The sequence below is a fragment of the Leucobacter chromiisoli genome (genome assembly GCF_016522505.1).
GTDB classification, from domain to species: Bacteria; Actinomycetota; Actinomycetes; order Actinomycetales; family Microbacteriaceae; genus Leucobacter; species Leucobacter chromiisoli.
In genome coordinates, this window is sequence record NZ_JAEHOH010000009.1 from 134330 (window position 1) to 151115 (window position 16786).

16 protein-coding genes are annotated in these 16786 nt (G+C 73.2%); 13 read left to right on the forward strand and 3 right to left on the reverse strand.

The window, feature by feature from the left end; genetic code table 11:
- Positions 1 to 71 precede the first annotated feature (71 nt).
- The 7 genes from JD276_RS07430 (at position 72) to JD276_RS07460 (ending at position 7337) form a co-directional block, all read left to right on the forward strand.
- Complete coding sequence (locus JD276_RS07430; RefSeq protein WP_200115009.1) at positions 72 to 1376, forward strand: M20 family metallo-hydrolase; 1305 nt, start codon at positions 72 to 74, stop codon at positions 1374 to 1376.
- A gap of 5 nt (positions 1377 to 1381) precedes the next feature.
- A complete protein-coding gene (locus JD276_RS07435) occupies positions 1382 to 2851 on the forward strand; it encodes an amidase (protein WP_200115010.1) in 1470 nt (489 codons plus the stop codon).
- Positions 2852 to 2927: 76 nt separating this feature from the next.
- Entirely contained in the window at positions 2928 to 3947 is a 1020-nt protein-coding gene (locus JD276_RS07440) for a DMT family transporter (RefSeq protein WP_200115011.1), read from the forward strand.
- A 214-nt stretch (positions 3948 to 4161) separates the two neighbouring features.
- Positions 4162 to 4761 carry a SipW-dependent-type signal peptide-containing protein gene (locus JD276_RS07445; protein WP_200115012.1) on the forward strand — a complete coding sequence of 200 codons (600 nt, stop codon included), beginning with the start codon at positions 4162 to 4164 and terminating at the stop codon, positions 4759 to 4761.
- Positions 4762 to 4789: 28 nt separating this feature from the next.
- A complete protein-coding gene (locus JD276_RS07450) occupies positions 4790 to 5446 on the forward strand; it encodes a SipW-dependent-type signal peptide-containing protein (RefSeq protein WP_200115013.1) in 657 nt (218 codons plus the stop codon).
- A gap of 140 nt (positions 5447 to 5586) precedes the next feature.
- A complete protein-coding gene (locus tag JD276_RS07455; RefSeq protein ID WP_200115014.1) occupies positions 5587 to 6771 on the forward strand; it encodes a S24/S26 family peptidase in 1185 nt (394 codons plus the stop codon).
- Entirely contained in the window at positions 6768 to 7337 is a 570-nt protein-coding gene (locus JD276_RS07460) for a hypothetical protein (protein ID WP_200115015.1), read from the forward strand. The genes JD276_RS07455 and JD276_RS07460 overlap by 4 nt, the downstream gene beginning before the upstream one ends.
- A 72-nt stretch (positions 7338 to 7409) precedes the next feature.
- Here JD276_RS07460 and JD276_RS07465 read toward each other — a convergent pair whose 3' ends face one another.
- Complete coding sequence (locus tag JD276_RS07465) at positions 7410 to 8615, reverse strand: o-succinylbenzoate synthase (protein WP_200115016.1); 1206 nt, start codon at positions 8613 to 8615, stop codon at positions 7410 to 7412.
- A gap of 106 nt (positions 8616 to 8721) precedes the next feature.
- Here JD276_RS07465 and JD276_RS07470 point away from each other — a divergent pair, with 106 nt between their 5' ends.
- The 4 genes from JD276_RS07470 to JD276_RS07485 all read left to right on the forward strand — a co-directional run bounded on the left by JD276_RS07470 (position 8722) and on the right by JD276_RS07485 (position 12584).
- Entirely contained in the window at positions 8722 to 9651 is a 930-nt protein-coding gene (locus tag JD276_RS07470) for a 1,4-dihydroxy-2-naphthoyl-CoA synthase (protein WP_200115017.1), read from the forward strand.
- A 143-nt stretch (positions 9652 to 9794) separates the two neighbouring features.
- The gene (locus JD276_RS07475) at positions 9795 to 10988 is read left to right on the forward strand and encodes an AMP-binding protein (RefSeq protein WP_307866498.1); all 1194 of its coding nucleotides are present in this window, start codon (positions 9795 to 9797) and stop codon (positions 10986 to 10988) included.
- Between the two features lie 187 nt (positions 10989 to 11175).
- Positions 11176 to 12168: a 1,4-dihydroxy-2-naphthoate polyprenyltransferase gene (locus JD276_RS07480; RefSeq protein WP_200115018.1), complete on the forward strand. Its 993-nt coding sequence runs from the start codon at positions 11176 to 11178 to the stop codon at positions 12166 to 12168.
- Between the two features lie 128 nt (positions 12169 to 12296).
- Positions 12297 to 12584 carry a hypothetical protein gene (locus JD276_RS07485; protein ID WP_200115019.1) on the forward strand — a complete coding sequence of 96 codons (288 nt, stop codon included), beginning with the start codon at positions 12297 to 12299 and terminating at the stop codon, positions 12582 to 12584.
- 33 nt (positions 12585 to 12617) lie between these two features.
- Here the strand turns inward: JD276_RS07485 and JD276_RS07490 are convergent, their stop codons facing one another.
- On the reverse strand, positions 12618 to 13754 hold the full coding sequence (locus tag JD276_RS07490) for an FAD-dependent oxidoreductase (RefSeq protein WP_200115020.1): 1137 nt from the start codon (positions 13752 to 13754) through the stop codon (positions 12618 to 12620).
- A 76-nt stretch (positions 13755 to 13830) separates the two neighbouring features.
- Entirely contained in the window at positions 13831 to 14175 is a 345-nt protein-coding gene (locus JD276_RS07495) for a DUF4229 domain-containing protein (RefSeq protein WP_200115021.1), read from the reverse strand.
- 87 nt (positions 14176 to 14262) lie between these two features.
- Here JD276_RS07495 and JD276_RS07500 point away from each other — a divergent pair, with 87 nt between their 5' ends.
- Both JD276_RS07500 and menD read left to right on the forward strand, forming a co-directional pair.
- Positions 14263 to 14895 carry a PLDc N-terminal domain-containing protein gene (locus JD276_RS07500; RefSeq protein ID WP_200115022.1) on the forward strand — a complete coding sequence of 211 codons (633 nt, stop codon included), beginning with the start codon at positions 14263 to 14265 and terminating at the stop codon, positions 14893 to 14895.
- The gene (gene menD / locus JD276_RS07505; protein WP_200115023.1) at positions 14892 to 16775 is read left to right on the forward strand and encodes a 2-succinyl-5-enolpyruvyl-6-hydroxy-3-cyclohexene-1-carboxylic-acid synthase; all 1884 of its coding nucleotides are present in this window, start codon (positions 14892 to 14894) and stop codon (positions 16773 to 16775) included. Before JD276_RS07500 ends, menD begins: the two co-directional genes overlap by 4 nt.
- The last annotated feature ends 11 nt before the right edge of the window (positions 16776 to 16786 follow it).

A 16786-nucleotide genomic window follows, 5' to 3' on the forward strand; every position in this document is an offset into this window, starting at 1 on the left:
GGGGGCGCCGGGATCCCGCACCCTCCCGTCCCATCCCGAGAACCACGAGAGAATCACCGAGAACCAGAAGAATGAGCATCGCAGACAGCTTCCTCAAGGATTTCCACCACGTCGCCACCATCGGCGCCACCGAGCACCGCGGCGTCGAGCGCCAGGCGGCCACCGAGAAGGATCGCGAGACCCGCGACTGGTTCGTCGCCTTCGCGAAGGAGCGCGGCTGGAGGGTCGACGTCGACGGCGTCGGGAACATCTTCGCGACCGTGGAGTTCGTGCCCGGAGCGCCCGCCGTGCTCACCGGCTCCCATCTCGACTCCCAGCCCCGCGCCGGCCGCTTCGACGGCGCCTACGGCGTGCTGGCCTCCCTGCACGCGGCCGCGGAGATCGAGCGCCGCGTGCGCGCGGGAGAGCTGCAGCCGAACTACAACCTCGTGGTCGTCGACTGGTTCAACGAGGAGGGCAGCCGCTTCGCCCCGTCGATCATGGGCAGCTCCGTCTACACGGGGCTCATGGACCGCGAGGAGATCCTCGCCGTGCGCGACCTCGAGGGCACGAGCGTGCGCGAGGCGCTCGACGGCATCGGCTACCTCGGCACGGGCGAGGGGCCGCGCGAGCTCGCCGGCTACGCCGAGATCCACATCGAGCAGGGCCGCATCCTCGAGCGCGAGGGCATCGAGCTCGGCGCGGTCGACTCCAGCTGGTACACCCAGAAGATCGACGTCGAGGTGCTCGGCGAGCAGTCCCACACGGGGGCGACCGCGATGGCCGACCGCCGCGACGCGCTCGTCGCCGCGGCCCAGATCATCCTGATGGCCCGCGACATCTGCGCGGAGTTCCCCGCCGAGTCGCTCGTCTCCTCGGTCGGCCAGATGACGGTCGAGCCCAACTCGCCCATCGTCGTGAACAGCCGCGTGCACCTCGTGGCCGACCTCCGCGCGAACGATCCCGCGATCGTGCAGCAGGCGCGCGACACCCTCATGGAGCGCTTCCAGGAGGTCGCGAAGCGCGAGGACGTCGAGGTCGTCGCGCGCGACTTCGACATCCGGCCCAACCGCTACTTCCCGCAGGAGGGCATCGAGCTCTCGGAGCGGGTGGCGAAGGATCTCGGCTTCAGCATCCGGCGCATCCAGACCATGGCGGGCCACGACACCGTGCCGCTCAACACCGCCACCCCCACGGTCATGCTGTTCGTGCCCTCGGTCGACGGCGTCTCGCACTGCGAGCGCGAGTTCACGAAGGACGAGGACATGGTGAACGGCCTGCGCGGCCTCACCGGCGTGATCTCGGAGATGCTCACCGGCGCGCTCGACGGGGTCACCTACCCCGGGACGGCCCCCGAGGGCTCGGGCTCCGGCTCCGCTTCGGGCGAGGGGCGGTAGCGATCGTGGCACCCGAAGCCCTCCACGAGCTCGGCGCGGTCGAGGCGCTCCGCCGGTTCCGCGCGCGGGAGCTCTCGCCGGTCGAGCTGCTGACGGCCGTGCTGGATCGGATCGACGCGGTCGACCAGCATGGCGGCGCCGACGCGGTGAACGCCGTCGTGCAGACGCTCGACCGCAGCCGGGACGCAGCGGCGGCCGCCGAGCGCCGCTACGCCGACGGCGGCGATCTGGCGCCGCTGGGCGAGGGGGAGACGGCCCTGCTCGGCCTTCCCGTCGCCACCAAGGAGAAGCACGGGATCGCCGGCGAACCGCTGAGTCAGGGCATCTACGCGCTGCGCGACGAGGTCGCCGCGGCCGACCACCCCGTGATCGAGCGGATCTCGGCTGCGGGCGGCATCGTGCACGCCCGCACGAGCTCGCCCGAGTTCAGCTGCGCCACCGTGACGCACTCGAAGCTCTGGGGGGTCACCCGCAACCCCTGGAACCGTGAGCTCTCGCCCGGCGGGTCCTCGGGCGGGGCAGGCGCCGCGCTCGCCGCCGGGTACGCGCCGCTCGCCACGGCCTCGGACATCGCGGGATCCACCCGCATCCCCGCCGCCTTCTGCGGCGTCGTCGGTTACAAGGCCCCCTACGGCCGCATCCCCGGTCTGCCGCCGCTCGCCGCGGACTGGTACCGCGGAGACGGGCCCATGGGGCGCAGCGTGGCCGACACGGCGCTGCTCACGAACGTGCTCACGGGCATCCACCCCGTCGACCACGGTACGGTGCCGGGCGAGGGGCGGATCCCCGTCGAGTTCCCGGATGCCGCCGCGTGGCTCGCGGGCAAGCGGATCGCGCTCGTCGCGCGCCCGGGCGACTACCCCGTGCACCCCGACGTCGAGCGCGCCGTGCGCGAGGCGGCGGCGCAGCTCGCGGCGGCCGGCGCCGTCGTCGAGGAGGTCGAGCTGCCGTGGTCGACGGCTTCGGTGCGCGACATCACGATGGGCCACTTCGGCAACATCCTGGGGCCGGCGATGGCGCAGGTGACGGATGGGCTGCCCGATCTCGCCGATTACACGCAGCGCTTCATCGCCGACACGGCCGCGGCGGCCGGGCGGATGAGCCTCGTCGAGACCCTCGCCGGCGAGGCGCGGATGCAGGCCGAGCTCGCCGGGGCGATGGCCGGCTACGACGTGCTGCTCGCGCCGGTCAACGCCGTCGACGGGCTGCGCGCCGACGGCAGCTATCTCGAGGGCGTGGACGCCGTGTCGGCCGCTGGCGTCGGCGTGCACCTCGAGCACTACTGGGAAGGGCACATCACGGTACCCTTCAACGTGAACAACCGCTGCCCCGTGCTGTCGGTGCCCGTCGGGTTCGCCGGCAACGGCCTGCCCGTGGGCATGCAGATCGTGGGGCACCCCTACGCCGAGGAGTCGGTGTTCCGCGCCGGCGCCGCCCTCGAGGCGATCCGGCCCTGGCCGCTGCTCGCGCCGTAGCCGGCGCCGCCGGTGCTGGATCCGAGGACGGCGCCAGGCTCGAGGAAGGCACAGGGCTCCAGGAAGGATCGATGAGGTGAGGAACGACGATCGCTCGGGGGCGACGAGCCGGGCGACGCTGCTGCTCGTCACCGCGATCTGGGGCGTCAACTTCGTGTCCGCCCGCTTCGGGCTCGACGCGATGACCCCCTGGGCGTTCCGCGCGCTCTCCTTCGGAGGAGGCGCGCTGCTCCTCCTCCTGCTCGCGCTGGTGCTCCGGGTACGGCTGCGGCTGCCCCGGTCGATCGACTACCTGCACCTGCTCGTCGCGGGGGCCTTCGGCGTCGCCGGCTTCGGGGTGCTCTCCGCGATCGCGCTGCTCAACACGACGGCCGGCCGCACCTCGATCGTGGTGTACACGATGCCGATCTGGGTGGCGCTGCTCAGCCGATTCTTCCTGGGCGAGGTGCTGGGCGCGAAGCGGGTCGCCGCGATGTGCCTCGGGATCCTCGGTCTCGGCGTGCTCATGCTGCCGGTGCTCGCCGACGGGTTCTCCATCGGCGTGCTCGCCGCGCTCGCCGCCGCGCTCAGCTGGGCCGTGGGCACCGTGTACCTGAAGTGGGCGCGTCCAGACGCGCCGCCCCTGGCGGTCACCGTCTGGCAGCTGCTCGCCGGGGCGGTCGTCTCCGCGGCGGCGCTGCTCATCGAGGGCGGCCGCATCCTGCACGCCGCACCCGGTCCGACCGCGTGGGCCGGGCTCGCCTACACGACCCTCATCGGCACGGCCGTCGCCTACCTGCTCTGGTTCCAGGTGGTGCAGCGTCTTCCCGCGAGCGTGGCCGGCCTGGGCACCCTGCTCGTGCCGGTCTTCGGGATGCTCTCGGGCGTGCTGCTGCTGGGGGAGCGACCGACGCTCTTCGACGCGGCGGGCTTCGCGCTGATCCTCGCGGCCGGGGTGCTCGCGCTCGGAGGCGGGGCGTCGAATGCGCAGCGGGCTTCGCGTGGTGCGGATCCGCGGCGGGGCTCGCAAGCGCCGGGTGGGTCGGGTGGGCCGGACGCGCCGCGCCCGCCGGGTGGGTCGGACGCGCCGACCACGCCACGTCCGCCCGCCCCGTAGCCGCGGCCCCCGGCGCCGGACCGTCGCCGCGGCCGTCCGCTCTGCGGCGCCCCAGCAGCTCCTCTCCCCGCCGCAGACATTTCGCGCAGGATGCGGGCTTCTCGTGCATACTTCATCGTCTGTTGCATAAACGTGATCTTCATCTCCGTAGCATCTGAATCGACGCCGAATGGGGAGGCGTCTCTATTCGAACGCGATCACAGGGGAGCCGAAGATGGCACAGGATGTTATTGAGACCGGCGCGGCGGCGCGGACGACGAGCGCCGCGAGCTCGAAGCGGCGCAAGATCACCGCGGTGCTCGCGGGCGGGCTCGTGCTCGGGGTGGGCGCCGCGGTCACGCTCGCCGCGTGGAACGACTCCGAGTTCGCGACTGGCACCTTCACCGCAGGCTCGTTCACCTTCCAGGGCTCGGCCGACGGCGCGACCTTCGAGGATCACGCCTCGGTCGGCGGCGCGGCGGATCTGAGCTTCACGCAGGGCTTCGACAACCTCACACCCGGAGATACGGTCTACGCGCTCTACTCGCTCAAGCTCGAGGGCACGTCCGACGCGACCGTCACCCCGGTCGCTCCGGCGCTCGCAGCGGGATCCACCCTCGAGGCCGGCGACCTGACGTTCGCCTCGAACACCATCGCCGGCACCACCTGCGACGCGACCGCGTTCGCCGGCGGCACCCCCACGGCGAGCTCCTTCGCCATGAGCCCCGACGACCAGGTGAACCTGTGCCTCGAGGTGACCGCCGGCTCCGCCGCCGTGCTCGAGCAGGGCGAGACCGGCGACGTGGTCTGGCAGTGGAACGCGGTCTCGCAGTAGCGGAGGCCTCACGGCAGCGCAGGTCCCGATGAGCTCCCGCCGCACCTCGCGGCACGCTTCGCCGCGGCAGCGCCCGAGCACGCTCGCGCGTGTCCGGGCGCTGCTGGCCGGTGCCCTCGTGCTGGGCGTCGGCGGGACCGCGACGCTCGCCGCCTGGACGGACGAGGAGCGGGCCACGGCCACCGTGACGGCGGGGACGTTCGCGCTGCAGTCGCGCGTCGGGCCCGCTCCGACGCCGTGGGCGAACCACACCACCACGGCCGCCGCGCTGCCGCTCTCGGCGGCCGGACTGTACCCGGGGCAGAGCCGCGCGGCCTGGATCCAGATCCAGAACACCGGCAGCGTGGCCGGCACCGTGAACCTCAGCGGCGTGACGTTCGCGTCGACCCCGGCGCCGGGCTCCAATCACGAACGGCTGCGGGATGCCACGAGGGTGCGCATCTCGGCGACCGCCGCGGACGGGGCGGCCTCGAACGCCCCGAGCTGCACCACCTCGACGCCGGGCACGGAGGTGACGGGACTGCAGAACGTCCCGGCGCTGACCGCGCAGCCGCTCAAGGCCGCGAGCGCCAACACGGTGACCTACTGCGTGGTCATCACGCTGTCGGCCGACGCGCCCAATGAGGCCCAGGGCGGCAGCGTGACCCCCACCTGGACCTTCACCGGCTCGACGCCGACGAGCTGAGGGCGGGCGCCGTGGTCGGATCGAATCTTCGGAGAGCGGACGGGACCCCGCGCGCCCCGGTCGGGGCGGGCCCGGCCGCGGGCGTGGCGACTCCCGCGGCGGACGGGGCGACTCCTGCCCCGTCGAGGGCGCCGGGCTCCATGGGCCGCGCCGCCCGCGCGGTCGCCCGTGCGCTGCGCGAGACGCTGCTCACGATCGCGGCGCTGGGCGGGGCTGCCTGCATCGTCCTGGTGATCCTCGCCTTCGCCGGCGGATACTCGCTCGTCATGTTCAAGACCGGGTCGATGTCGCCCACGATCCCGGCGGGATCCGTCGCCCTGGTGCGCGAGATCCCGGCGGGCGAGGTGTCGGTTGGGGATGTGCTCACCGTCGACCGCCCCGGGAGCCTGCCCGTCACCCACCGCGTCACGAGCGTCGCGGCGGGCCCCTCGGCGGCCGAGCGCGTCATCACGATGCGGGGCGACGCGAACGACGTCGAGGATCCGCTCCCGTACACGATCGAGCGGGGCAGGGTCGTGGTCGGCTCCGTACCGCATCTGGCTCACGTGATCGTGTGGTTCGGCAGCCCCTGGGTGCTCGGCGGCATCACGGTGGGGGCCGCGCTGCTCGTGACCTGGGCGTTCTGGCCGCGGGATCCCGCGCCGGCCGAGCCGAGGCGGCCGAAGCGCGGTCGCCGTCGCGCCGCCGCGGCGGGTGCGATCGCGGTGCTGATCGGGATCCTGCTCCCCTGGGCGCCCGGGCGGGCGGCGCCCGCGACCGCGGTGGAGCCGGACTCGACGCGCGATGCGCTGACGCTGCACTCCGATCTCCCCGAGGGAGGCCCGCATCCCCTCGATGCGGAGCTGCCGCTCCACTGGCATCTCCACGCCGACGCAACGGCGGCCCCGAGCGGGGGCGAGCTGACGCTGACGATCGAGGGCCGGGGCGACCCGCTCGTCGGCGTCGCGGCGGAGGTGAGGAGCTGCGACGATCCGTGGTCGGCCGGAGAGTGCCCGAGCGGCGAGCGACTGCTGCGATCCGCCGTCCCGATCGCCGTGGACGGCGCTCCGAGCGAACTGCTCCGCACCCCCACGCCGGTGAGGGCGCACCTGCGGATCGCCCTCACCGCCCGACCCGATGCGGAGGCCGGCGGCGATGAGCAGATCGAGCTCACGGTCAGGGCCTCCGCTGCGGGGGAGCACCGCGAGACCGGCACGGGCGAGCTTCCGGTGACCGGGTCGGGCCCTGCGGGGCTGGCGCTCGCTCCGGCCGCGATCCTGATCGGTCTCGGCGCGGCCCTCGTCGCCCATCGCAGGCGCGGGAGACGCCGGGAGGGGGAGCGATGAGCGGCAGGCTTTCGCGCCCGCACCACCCGTGGGCCCGAGGACGCGCCCTCTGGAGGCGCCTGCTCGCCGGAATCGCAGGAGGCGGGCTGGTCCTGTCGGTCGCGCTCAGCACGGCCCGGCCGGTCGAGCCGGTGGAGGCCGCCTGGACGCACGACCAGCGCGCCGCCGCGGGGACCGTGAGCGCCGCGGCGCTCGCGTCCCCCGCGGAGTACCGGTGCGCGAGCGGAGGCAACTTCGTGACGGGATGGACCGCCACGCTGAGTTGGAAGGAGGTGACGGGCGCCACCGGCTATCGGCTTCGCGTCTGGGATCCCGCTGCCTCGCAGTGGGTGCGCAGCGATCTGCTGACCGGTACCGGCATCACCTTCAGCAACGGCCTGCTCGGAGGCCTGCTGGGAGGGCTCCTGGGCGGCCTGCTCGGCACCCTGCTCGGGGCGGCCGGCAGCACGGCCGACATCTACGTCGAGGCCGTCCGCGACGGCACGAACTGGGTGTCCGCCCCGGGCGGGCCCCTGAAGATCGCCCACAAGGTCTCCCTGCTGGGCCAGAGCTACGAGTGCGGATGAGGCGACGCGCGGGTATCGCCTGCGGATGACGCGGGGCGAACCTCAGAGTCGAGAACCTCAGAGCCGAGAGCATCAGAGCCGAGAACCTCGGGAGTCGAGAACCGCGCGGCACCGCGCGATCCGCTCCCGCCACCAGGCCTCGCGCTCGGGTGACGCCGCGTAGCGGTCGAGCAGTTCGGGATCCAGCGCGGGGCGCCGTACCCGGAGCCGGCCGTCGACCGGCACGAGCGGGTCCGCGGCGACGTCGCCCTGCAGCAGCGCGACCGTGCCCAGACCGCATGCGCCCGCGAGCAGGTGCTCGGGAAGGGCCGCTGCCAGGCGCAGACCCATCGAGATCCCGGCCGAGGTGTCGAGGGCGCTCGACACGACGACGGGCAGGCCCGCCTCCTCCACGATCCGGAGGGCCCGGCCGACGCCGCCGAGCGGCTGCGCCTTCACGACGAGCAGATCCGCGGCGCCCGCGCGGGCGACGGCCAGAGGATCCTCCGCCTTGCGCACGCTCTCGTCGGCCGCGATGCGCACGAGCGGGGAGCGACCAGCGGACGCCGGGAACGCGGCGTCGGCCAGGAAGCCGGGCTCCTCGGCCCGTTCGCCCTCGGCCCGTCGGCCCTCGGCCTGTCCATCGTCGGCCCGCCGGCCCGTCGTCAGCCGATGCCGCAGCTCGACCAGCTCGGGCACGGTGACGCACGGCTGCTCGGCGTAGTCGAGGTCGAACTCGGAGAGAGTCCGCAGCGCGTGCGCCGCCTCGTCGACCGTCCAGCCGCCGTTGGCGTCGATCCTGATCAGCGCGTCCTCCCCCATCGCCTCGCGCACGGCGCGCACGCGGGCGATGTCGTCGGCGAGGCTCTGGCCCCGCTCGGCGACCTTCACCTTGGCGGTGGTGCACCCGGGGAAGCGGGCCAGGATCCCCGCCACCTCCTCGGCCGCCACGGCGGGGACGGTCGCGTTCACCGCGATCGTGTCGCGCAGCGGCGGGGGCGCCTCCCCCCAGCCGAAGTCGAGCGCGGCGGCGAGCCAGCTCGCGGCCTCGGCGTCGTCGTACTCGGGGAACGGGGAGAACTCGCTCGGCCCTCGCGGGGCGTCGAACACCACCGCCTCACGCACCTCGATGCCGCGGAACCGGGTGCGTGTCGGGATCGCGACCACCCGCGCCGCCGACAGCACCGCGTCGATCGGGGGGAGCGTCCCGCTCTCCGGTGCGGTCGCGGGGGTGCGCGCGGCGGGGGTGTCGGCAGGGACGGGCGTGGGCGTGCGCTGCGGATCGGTGATGCTCGCCATGCCCCGAGTCTACGGATCCCTCAGTGGTGGTCAGGGGTGTTCTCGCGGTCGGAGGCCTCCCTCCGCGCCCCGACTCCGGGGTGCGATCCACCCGTAGGCTGGGGGCATGACAGATCAGGGCGCGGTGCAGCAGGTTTCGGACATCTTCGATCCCGGGGAGTGGGAGGTCGCCCCCGGCGCCGATCGCTACACCGACATCACCGCTCACCTCAGCCTCGACGGCCGCATCGCGCGCATCGCGTTCGACCGGCCCGAGGTGCGCAACGCCTTCCGGCCGCACACCGTCGACGAGCTCTACGACGCCCTCGAGCGCGCTCGGGTGAATCCCCGCGTGGGGGTCGTGCTGCTCACGGGCAACGGACCGAGCCCCAGGGACGGCGGCTGGGCGTTCTGCTCGGGCGGCGACCAGCGCATCCGCGGGCGGGACGGCTACAAGTACTCGGACTCCGAGACGGCGGTCGGCCCGGAGGCGCAGGCCCGCGCGGGGCGCCTGCACATCCTCGAGGTGCAGCGGCTCATCCGCTTCATGCCGAAGGTCGTCATCGCCCTGGTCCCCGGCTGGGCGGCCGGAGGCGGCCACTCGCTCAACGTCGTCTGCGACCTCTCGATCGCGAGCGCCGAGCACGCCCGCTTCAAGCAGACCGACGCCGACGTCGGCTCCTTCGACGCCGGCTACGGCAGCGCCTACTTCGCCCGCCAGATCGGGCAGAAGAACGCCCGGGAGGTCTTCTTCCTCGCCCGGGAGTACTCCGCGCAGCGCGCCTACGAGATGGGCGCCGTGAACGCGGTGGTGCCGCACGCCGAGCTCGAGGCCGCCGGCATCGAGTGGGCGCGCGAGATCCTCGGCAAGTCGCCCACCGCGATCCGGATGCTGAAGTACGCCTTCAACGCGGTCGATGACGGGCTCGTGGGCCAGCAGCTCTTCGCGGGCGAGACGACGCGCCTCGCCTACGGCACCGATGAGGCGGTCGAGGGGCGCGATTCCTTCCTCGAGAAGCGCGATCCCGACTGGACGCCCTTCCCCTACCACTACTGAGCCGGGTCGCGCCGGTGCCGCGCTAGTGCCGGCGCCGGTGGCACGTCGTGTCCGTAGTCCCCTTCAGCTCGTCAGTAGGTGCTCCCTATCGGGGTGCCAGGCAGCACCTACTGACGAGCTGAAGGGCGGAGTAGCCTGGAGGGGTGACTTCGCCGAACGGTCTCCGCGCCATCCCGACCGACGACCGGGCCTGGCTGCACGCCGCGCTCGCCGACGCGCTCGCGGGCGGTGCGCCCGTCCTGCCCGTGCCGGCAGACACTCCGCCCGAGACCGTCTCCGCGGTCCAGGGTGCAGAGCTGCCGCAGGGTGCGGCTCTCGTGATCCGCACGTCGGGCTCGACCGGCACGCCGAAGTCGGTGGCCCTCTCCGCGGACGCCCTGCGCTCGAGCGCGGAGGCCACCCTCGAGGAGTTGGGAGGAGCGGGCCAGTGGCTGGTATCGCTGCCGACGAACCTCATCTCGGGCGTGCAGATGCTGGTGCGCAGCATCGTGGCCGGCACCGAACCCGTGTTCGCCCCCGACCGCTTCGACCCGGAGGCGCTGCTCGAGCGTGCCGAGGAGCTCGACGAGGGGAGGCGCTACGTCTCGCTCGTGCCGGTGCAGTTCACCCGACTGCTCGACCTCGCCGCTCGGGATCGCGACGCGGCCGAGGCGCTCCGCCGCTTCGACGCGGTGCTGGTCGGGGGCCAGGCGATGACGCTCGATCTGCGGCGCCGGGCGCACGAGCTCGGCGTCCCGCTCAGGCGCAGCTACGGCATGACGGAGACCGCCGGGGGGTGCGTCTACGACGGCGTCGAGATCGGCGACACCCGGGTCCGCATCCGCGGGGGCGAAGTGCAGCTGGCCGGCTCCGCGCTCGCGCTCGGCTACGTCGGCGATCCGGCCCGCACCGCCGAGCGCTTCATCGAGGAGATCGGTGCGGATGGCGCCGGCAGCCGGTGGTACCGCACGGGAGACGCGGGGGAGCTGCTCGGGGGCATGCTCACCGTCACCGGCCGCCTCGACCGGGTGATCGTCTCCGGCGGCGTGAACGTCTCCCTCGACGAGGTCGAACGCGCGGCGCGGGAGCACGCCGGCTGGTCGAGCGCGGTCGCGATCGGCTCCGAGCATCCCGAGTGGGGCGAACGCGTAACGCTCGTCGTCGAGACGGAGGAGGGGGCGGCGGGCTTCGACGAGGTCAAGGCCGCGATCCGGGAGCGCCTCGGCCCCGCCGCCGCTCCCGTCTGGGTTACGGAGACCGATCGGATCCCGCGCCTCGCGGGGGGCAAGCCCGACCTGCCGGCGATACATGCCTGGATCGGCATGCTCCGCGCGAGCTTCAAGCAGACCGGCGCGTAGGGCTCGGATGCCGCGGGGCGCAGTCCGAGGTCTTCCGATGAAAGCCCGGGATGCGACCCTCTGCGGGCGCGGAATCGGCCGGCGGGCCCGAACTAGACTGATTCGGGATCGGGGATCGGGGATCCGGCGAACGGCCCGGGCGAGATGGCCAGGGATCCGGCGAACGGCGAACGAGGAAAGAGGCAAGGTGGGAGAGAGGAACTCCGGGAGGGCTTCCGGGGCGGCGCGGGATCGGCGCAGATCGGGCAACCCGGCGGTGCGCGCCGCAGCCGAGCGGCGGGCGGAGGCGGGAGCCCCGCCCCGCATCACCTGGCGCAACTGGGTGGGCGGTGCGCGCCTGCGCACGCTGCCGCTCGCCATCGCCCCGGTCGCCGCGGGGGCGGGCGTCGCGCACATGGTGCACGGTTTCTCCTGGACGCTCTCGCTGCTCGCTCTCGGCGTCGCGATCTTCCTGCAGATCGGCGTCAACTACGCCAACGACTACTCCGACGGCGTTCGGGGTACCGACAAGTTCCGCGTGGGGCCGGCGAGGCTGACCGGCTCGGGGCTCGTGAAGCCGAAGCGGGTGCTCGTGACCGCGCTCGTCTTCTTCGGGCTGGCCGCGGTCTGCGGCCTGATCGCGGTCGTGCTGAGCGAGCGCTGGTGGTTCCTCGCCCTCGGCGTGCTCGCGATCCTCGCCGCGTGGTTCTACACGGGGGGCAAGCGCCCCTACGGGTACGCCGGCCTCGGCGAGGTCATGGTGTTCATCTTCTTCGGTCTCGTCGCCACGGTCGGCACCGTCTGGCTGCAGACCGACGTGCAGACCCAGGAGGCCTGGTTCGCGGGCGCGGGCGTCGGCCTGTTCGCCGTCGCGGTGCTCATCGCGAACAACGTCCGCGACATCGAGACCGACAGACTGGCCGGGAAGCGCACGCTCTCCGTGCGCATCGGAGATCGCGCCTCGCGGATCCTCTACGTCGTCTGCGTGCTGCTCCCCTTCGCCGTGCCCGGCATATTCCTCTTCGCGCATCCTGGGCTCGTGCTCACCTGGCTGGTGCTGTTCGCCGCGATCCCGTGCTGCATCATCGTGCTCTGGGGAAAGACGGCGCGCGAGCTGATCGCGGTGCTCGGGCTGACGAGTCTCGCCGCACTCGCCTATGGCGCGCTGCTCGGGATCGGCTTCGGGTTCCCCATCCTCTGAGCTCGCGGGGCCGTCCTCAGGCGGCTCATGCACCTCATGCGAGCCGAGGCATCCACATCTGCGGTTTCGATGCGTCACCTGTGGAATCGACGTGGCAGCATGAGTGCATCTCGGGCAGAATGAGGAGTGTGCTGACCATGAGCGAACCCCAGACATGGACGATCATCGGCGTCTTCGCCGCCACGCTCGTCGGCATGGTCGCGCTGGTCTCGCAGCTGCTCACGCGGGGCCTGGCGGGGTTGCGCGACGAGATGGTGCTGAGGTTCGAGCATCAAGACGAAAGGATCGGCGCGCGGTTCGACCGCGTCGAGGATCGTCTGGACCGAGTGGAAGGGCGTCTGGACCGGATGGGAAAGCAAGTCGAAGATCTCGATCGGGATGTGCAGGCCATCTCCAAACGGGTGTTCCCCGACTAGGCGCTGCCTGCGCCGAGGCCGAGCCCGAGGCGCTCAATGCGCGGGGATGCGGAACGCCTCGGGCGGGGAGGCGATCCCGAGCGAGGCGTCGGCGAGAACGCGGCCGATGGCCGGCGCGAACTTGAATCCGTGGCCTGAGAAGCCGGCGCCCGCCGTGACGAGCCCGGCGCTGTCCAGCACGAATCGCCCCGAGGCGGTGGAGGTGTACGTGCAGCTGATCTCCTCCGCCGAATCGGGATCGAGGCCGGGGAACCACTCGGCGACGTAGGCGCGCAACTCGGCACGGGCCGCATCGCTCGCCCGGAACGGCCGGGCGTCCGGGTCGACGACGTCGCCGGTCATGTGGAAGCCGACCTTCACGCCCTCTCCGGGGGTCAGCATGCCGTAGACGTTGCCCCTGCGGCTTTCGGCTGCGCCGGCGAGAAAGTGATTGAACGAGGGCCACGCCTTCTCGGCGCCCGGCTCGACGACACGGGGAAGGACCGAGAAGTGGGCCGGGTGCTCCTCGGTGACGGTGAGCGGAGGCAGGGCGATCGAATCCGCGAGGAGCTGCCGGCTCCACGCCCCCGCAGCGACGACCGCTCCCAGGGCCTCGACGCGGAGCTCATCACCGGAGTCGGCGACCGCCGTGACGGCGACGCGGTCGCCGCGCTGCTCGATGCTGACGACCCGGTGTCCGTAGCGCAGCTCCGCGCCCTCCCGTACCGCCTCGCTCGCGAATGCGCGCAGTGCCGCCGCGGCGTGCACCCGGCCCGCGTCGCGGTTCACGAGCACGCCTCCGTCGAACCGCATTCCGGGCCAGCGCCGCTCCGCCTCCCCGGCCTCGATCAGCTCGACCGCGGCTCCCCGTCTCTGCAGCGCCGCGTGGGCGCGCCCGACGGGGCCCGGATCTCCGTGGGTGACGAGTCCGCAGAGGGTCAGCAGTCGCTGCCCCGAGCTCGCCTCGAGTTCGCGCCAGAGCCCCAGCGCCTCGTCGTAGAGATCCAGGTAGTGGGGCTCCTCGTACGCGTTGTTCATGTTGCGGGTGGCCCCGTGAGATGCCCCGCGGGCGTGGCCCGGCGCGAAACGCTCGAGCAGCAGCACGCGCTCGCCCCGGCGGGCGAGCTGCCACGCGGATGGGAGGCCGATCGCACCGCCGCCGATGACGACGCGGTCGAACGTCTCGGGCATGACGGGCTCCTCGGGGTCGAGAGGGGTGGGTGCGCGTCGGGCGCGGGTCGGGCCGCGGAACGGCGCGACGCCAGTGCTACCTGACCTCGTCGGTCGGTCCGCGGGATCCGGAGGGGCTCGGGGAGTCGGGAGCAGCGGCGGAGCCGGGCGTCGCGGAGCCGGGGGCAGCGGAGGAGTCGATCGCCTCGTCCTCGGCGATGTCGTCGGCGGTGCGGTCCCGGTTGCGCCAGTCGTAGATGCTCTCCGAGGCGACGGTGCGCTGCCGGTGGAGGAAGATGACGGACAGGGAGAGGGCGACGAGGGTGGCGACGATGGCCGCAGCCCACCAGCTCCACCCGATCGCGTAGAGCACCGCGAAGGGCACCGCGAAGAAGACCAGGCGGAGCACGGTGTAGACGATCCAGGCGGTGCGCGTATTCACGCCCCGGAGTCTACCGGTGGCTCCTGGGCGGGGGATGAGGGCTGGAGGGAGACTGGTCGCTCAGCTTGCGCCGGTAGCATTGGGGGTATGGTGCGATTCGTGATCATCGGAATCGTCATCGCCGTGGCGTTCACCCTTTATTCGCTGGTGGATGCGGCGATGACCGATGGTGAGCGCGCCCGTGGGGTGAGCAAGCCCGTCTGGGTGATCCTGGTCGTGGTGCTCCCCGTCATCGGCGGTATCCTCTGGTTCACGATCGGCAAGGGCGAGGTCCCGCCGCCTCCCGCGAAGGCCCCTGACGACGACCCGCGATTCAGCGGGACGAAGATGTCGAGCATCGAACTCGACGAGCACGTGCGCGAGCTCGAGGAGCGGCTGCGCGAGCTCGACGAGGAGGTCTTCCCCGGCGAGACGGGCGAACCGGGACCCGGTCGCGCGTCGGCGCAGGGCGACGCGGGCGCGGCGACCGATCCGCGCGCCGGAGCGGGTGAGGACGACGGCTCGGGATCCGGGCCCGACGCTCGTTCGGGATCCGGGCCCGACCACGGCGGTTCGGGATCCGACCGGAACGCCCGCCCGGGCGCCGGTGCGAGCGGAGGCGGCCCCGAGGGCGACGACCCCGCGGTCGACGACGCGGATCCGGGCTCCGATGCTCCGGATCCGGGGACGAGGCGCGAGGGCGGCAGCGAACTCGGCGATCCGCGGACCGACCGCTCGTGAGCGCGGCGGCGCGCGGAGAGCGCGAGACGCTCGACCTCGCCGCCGGTGCCGCCGAACGCCTCGACGCGGGAAATGACGGCCCCGGCGACGCGCCCTCCTCGAGGTTCGCCGCGGCGCTCCTGCTCGAGCTGGTCGCCCGCGGTGTGCGCGACGTGGTGGTCTGCCCCGGCTCGCGCTCGCAGGCGCTGGCTCTGGCCGCCGCCGAGGCCGAGCGGGCCGGCGCGATCCGGCTCCACGTGCGCGTGGACGAGCGCTCCGCGGCGTTCTTCGCACTCGGCGTTGCACGTGAAACGGGGATGCCGGCTCCGGTCATCGTGACGAGCGGCACGGCGGTCGCGAACCTGCTCCCCGCCGCGCTCGAGGCGCACGAGGCGCGGGTCCCCATGCTGCTGCTCACCGCGGACAGACCGGCCGAGCTGCGGGGCATCCGCAGCAACCAGACCACCCGTCAGGCCGGCCTGTTCGACGACGTCGCGAGACTCTCGCTCGACGTGCCGCCGCCCGGCGACGGCGACGCCGGAGAGGCCGGCCCCGAGCACCCGTCGAAGGCGGGAGCGCTCGCCGCCGACGCCCTCGCGGCCGCTCGCGGGGTCGTGGCCGGCGCCGCGCCGGGCCCGGTGCACCTCAACCTCGCCTTCCGCGAGCCGCTGTCGGGATCCTGCGGGCCCGAGGCCGATCTCGTCGCCGCGTTCGCCTCGCTCGCCGCCGAGCGGGATACGTCGTCGGGCGACGGGGCGGGCGCCCCCGCGGTGCAGGCCTTCGCGGGCCGCTACCTCACCGTCCTGCCGTCAGCAGGCGACGAGTACGTGCACCGGGGCGATGCCCTCGCGGTCGTGATCGCCGGCGACGGCGCGGGCCCCGAGGCCGAGGCCTTCGCCCACGCCGCGGGCCTGCCGCTGCTCGCGGAGGTCGTGAGCGGCTCCCGATTCGGTCGCGAGGCGATCGCGGCGTACGCCACGCTGATCGACGACCCCGCGGTAGGCGGCCTGGTCGAGCGGGCGATCGTCTTCGGCCACCCGACGCTCACGCGGCAGATTCCAGCGCTGCTGCGCCGCGACGACGTCGAGGTGGTCATCATCGACCCGCACGACGGCGAGCACTACGACCCGAGTCGCGATGCCGAGGCATTCCGATCGGCGCGCGTCGCCGAGGATCACGACCCCCGCGCCCTGCGCCGCTGGCTGGGCGCCTGGGTGGTCGCCGATCGCGAGCTGAGGAGCGAGCGATCGACGGTGCACGAACCCGATCTCGGCGCCGCGACGGCCACCGGTTACAAGGAGCGCAGCGCCTACGCCCGGGCCGAGGTCGCCGTCATGCGCGAGCCCGTGAGCCGCGAGCTGCTCGCCGAGAGCGTGTGGCGGGCGAGCTGGCCGCATGATCGCCTGGTGCTCGCCGCCTCGCGGCTGGTCAGGGTGCTCGACAGCGTCGCGCAGCCCCGCCGCGTCGAGGTGCGTGCGAACCGCGGGCTCGGCGGCATCGACGGCACCGTGGCCACGGCGCTCGGGATCGCTGCGGCGAGTCAGGGCCACGAGGATCCGAGCCGCGCGGCGGGAACGACGCGCGTGCTGATCGGGGATCTCGCACTGCTGCACGACGCCGGCTCCCTGCAGCTGCCGCCCGGCGAGGAGCGTCCGCGGATCCAGCTGCTCGTCGGCAACGACCGCGGGGGCACGATCTTCGACGGGCTGGAGGTGGCGGCCTCCGCGGACCGCGACGCGTTCGAGCGGGTGATGCGCACCCCGCAGGACGTCGACCTCGAGGCGCTCGCCCGAGCCTACGGATGGGACTATCTGCGCGTGTCCACCCGCGCGGAGCTCGAGCGGCTGCTCACGGCGCCGGTCACGGGTCCGAGCCTCGTCGAGGTGCCGCTGGCGCGGTGAGCCGTGTGCTG

Excerpts from the sequence above, each read along its gene's own strand:
- JD276_RS07445 (WP_200115012.1), top strand. The coding sequence starts at position 4,162 with ATGGCACAGGATGTTATTGAGACCGGCGCGGCGGCGCGGACGACGAGC.
- JD276_RS07500 (WP_200115022.1), top strand. The coding sequence starts at position 14,263 with ATGGTGCGATTCGTGATCATCGGAATCGTCATCGCCGTGGCGTTCACC.
- JD276_RS07465 (WP_200115016.1), bottom strand. The coding sequence starts at position 8,615 with ATGGCGAGCATCACCGATCCGCAGCGCACGCCCACGCCCGTCCCTGCC.
- JD276_RS07455 (WP_200115014.1), top strand. The coding sequence starts at position 5,587 with ATGGGCCGCGCCGCCCGCGCGGTCGCCCGTGCGCTGCGCGAGACGCTG.
- JD276_RS07450 (WP_200115013.1), top strand. The coding sequence starts at position 4,790 with ATGAGCTCCCGCCGCACCTCGCGGCACGCTTCGCCGCGGCAGCGCCCG.
- JD276_RS07430 (WP_200115009.1), top strand. The coding sequence starts at position 72 with ATGAGCATCGCAGACAGCTTCCTCAAGGATTTCCACCACGTCGCCACC.
- JD276_RS07490 (WP_200115020.1), bottom strand. The coding sequence starts at position 13,754 with ATGCCCGAGACGTTCGACCGCGTCGTCATCGGCGGCGGTGCGATCGGC.
- JD276_RS07470 (WP_200115017.1), top strand. The coding sequence starts at position 8,722 with ATGACAGATCAGGGCGCGGTGCAGCAGGTTTCGGACATCTTCGATCCC.
- JD276_RS07460 (WP_200115015.1), top strand. The coding sequence starts at position 6,768 with ATGAGCGGCAGGCTTTCGCGCCCGCACCACCCGTGGGCCCGAGGACGC.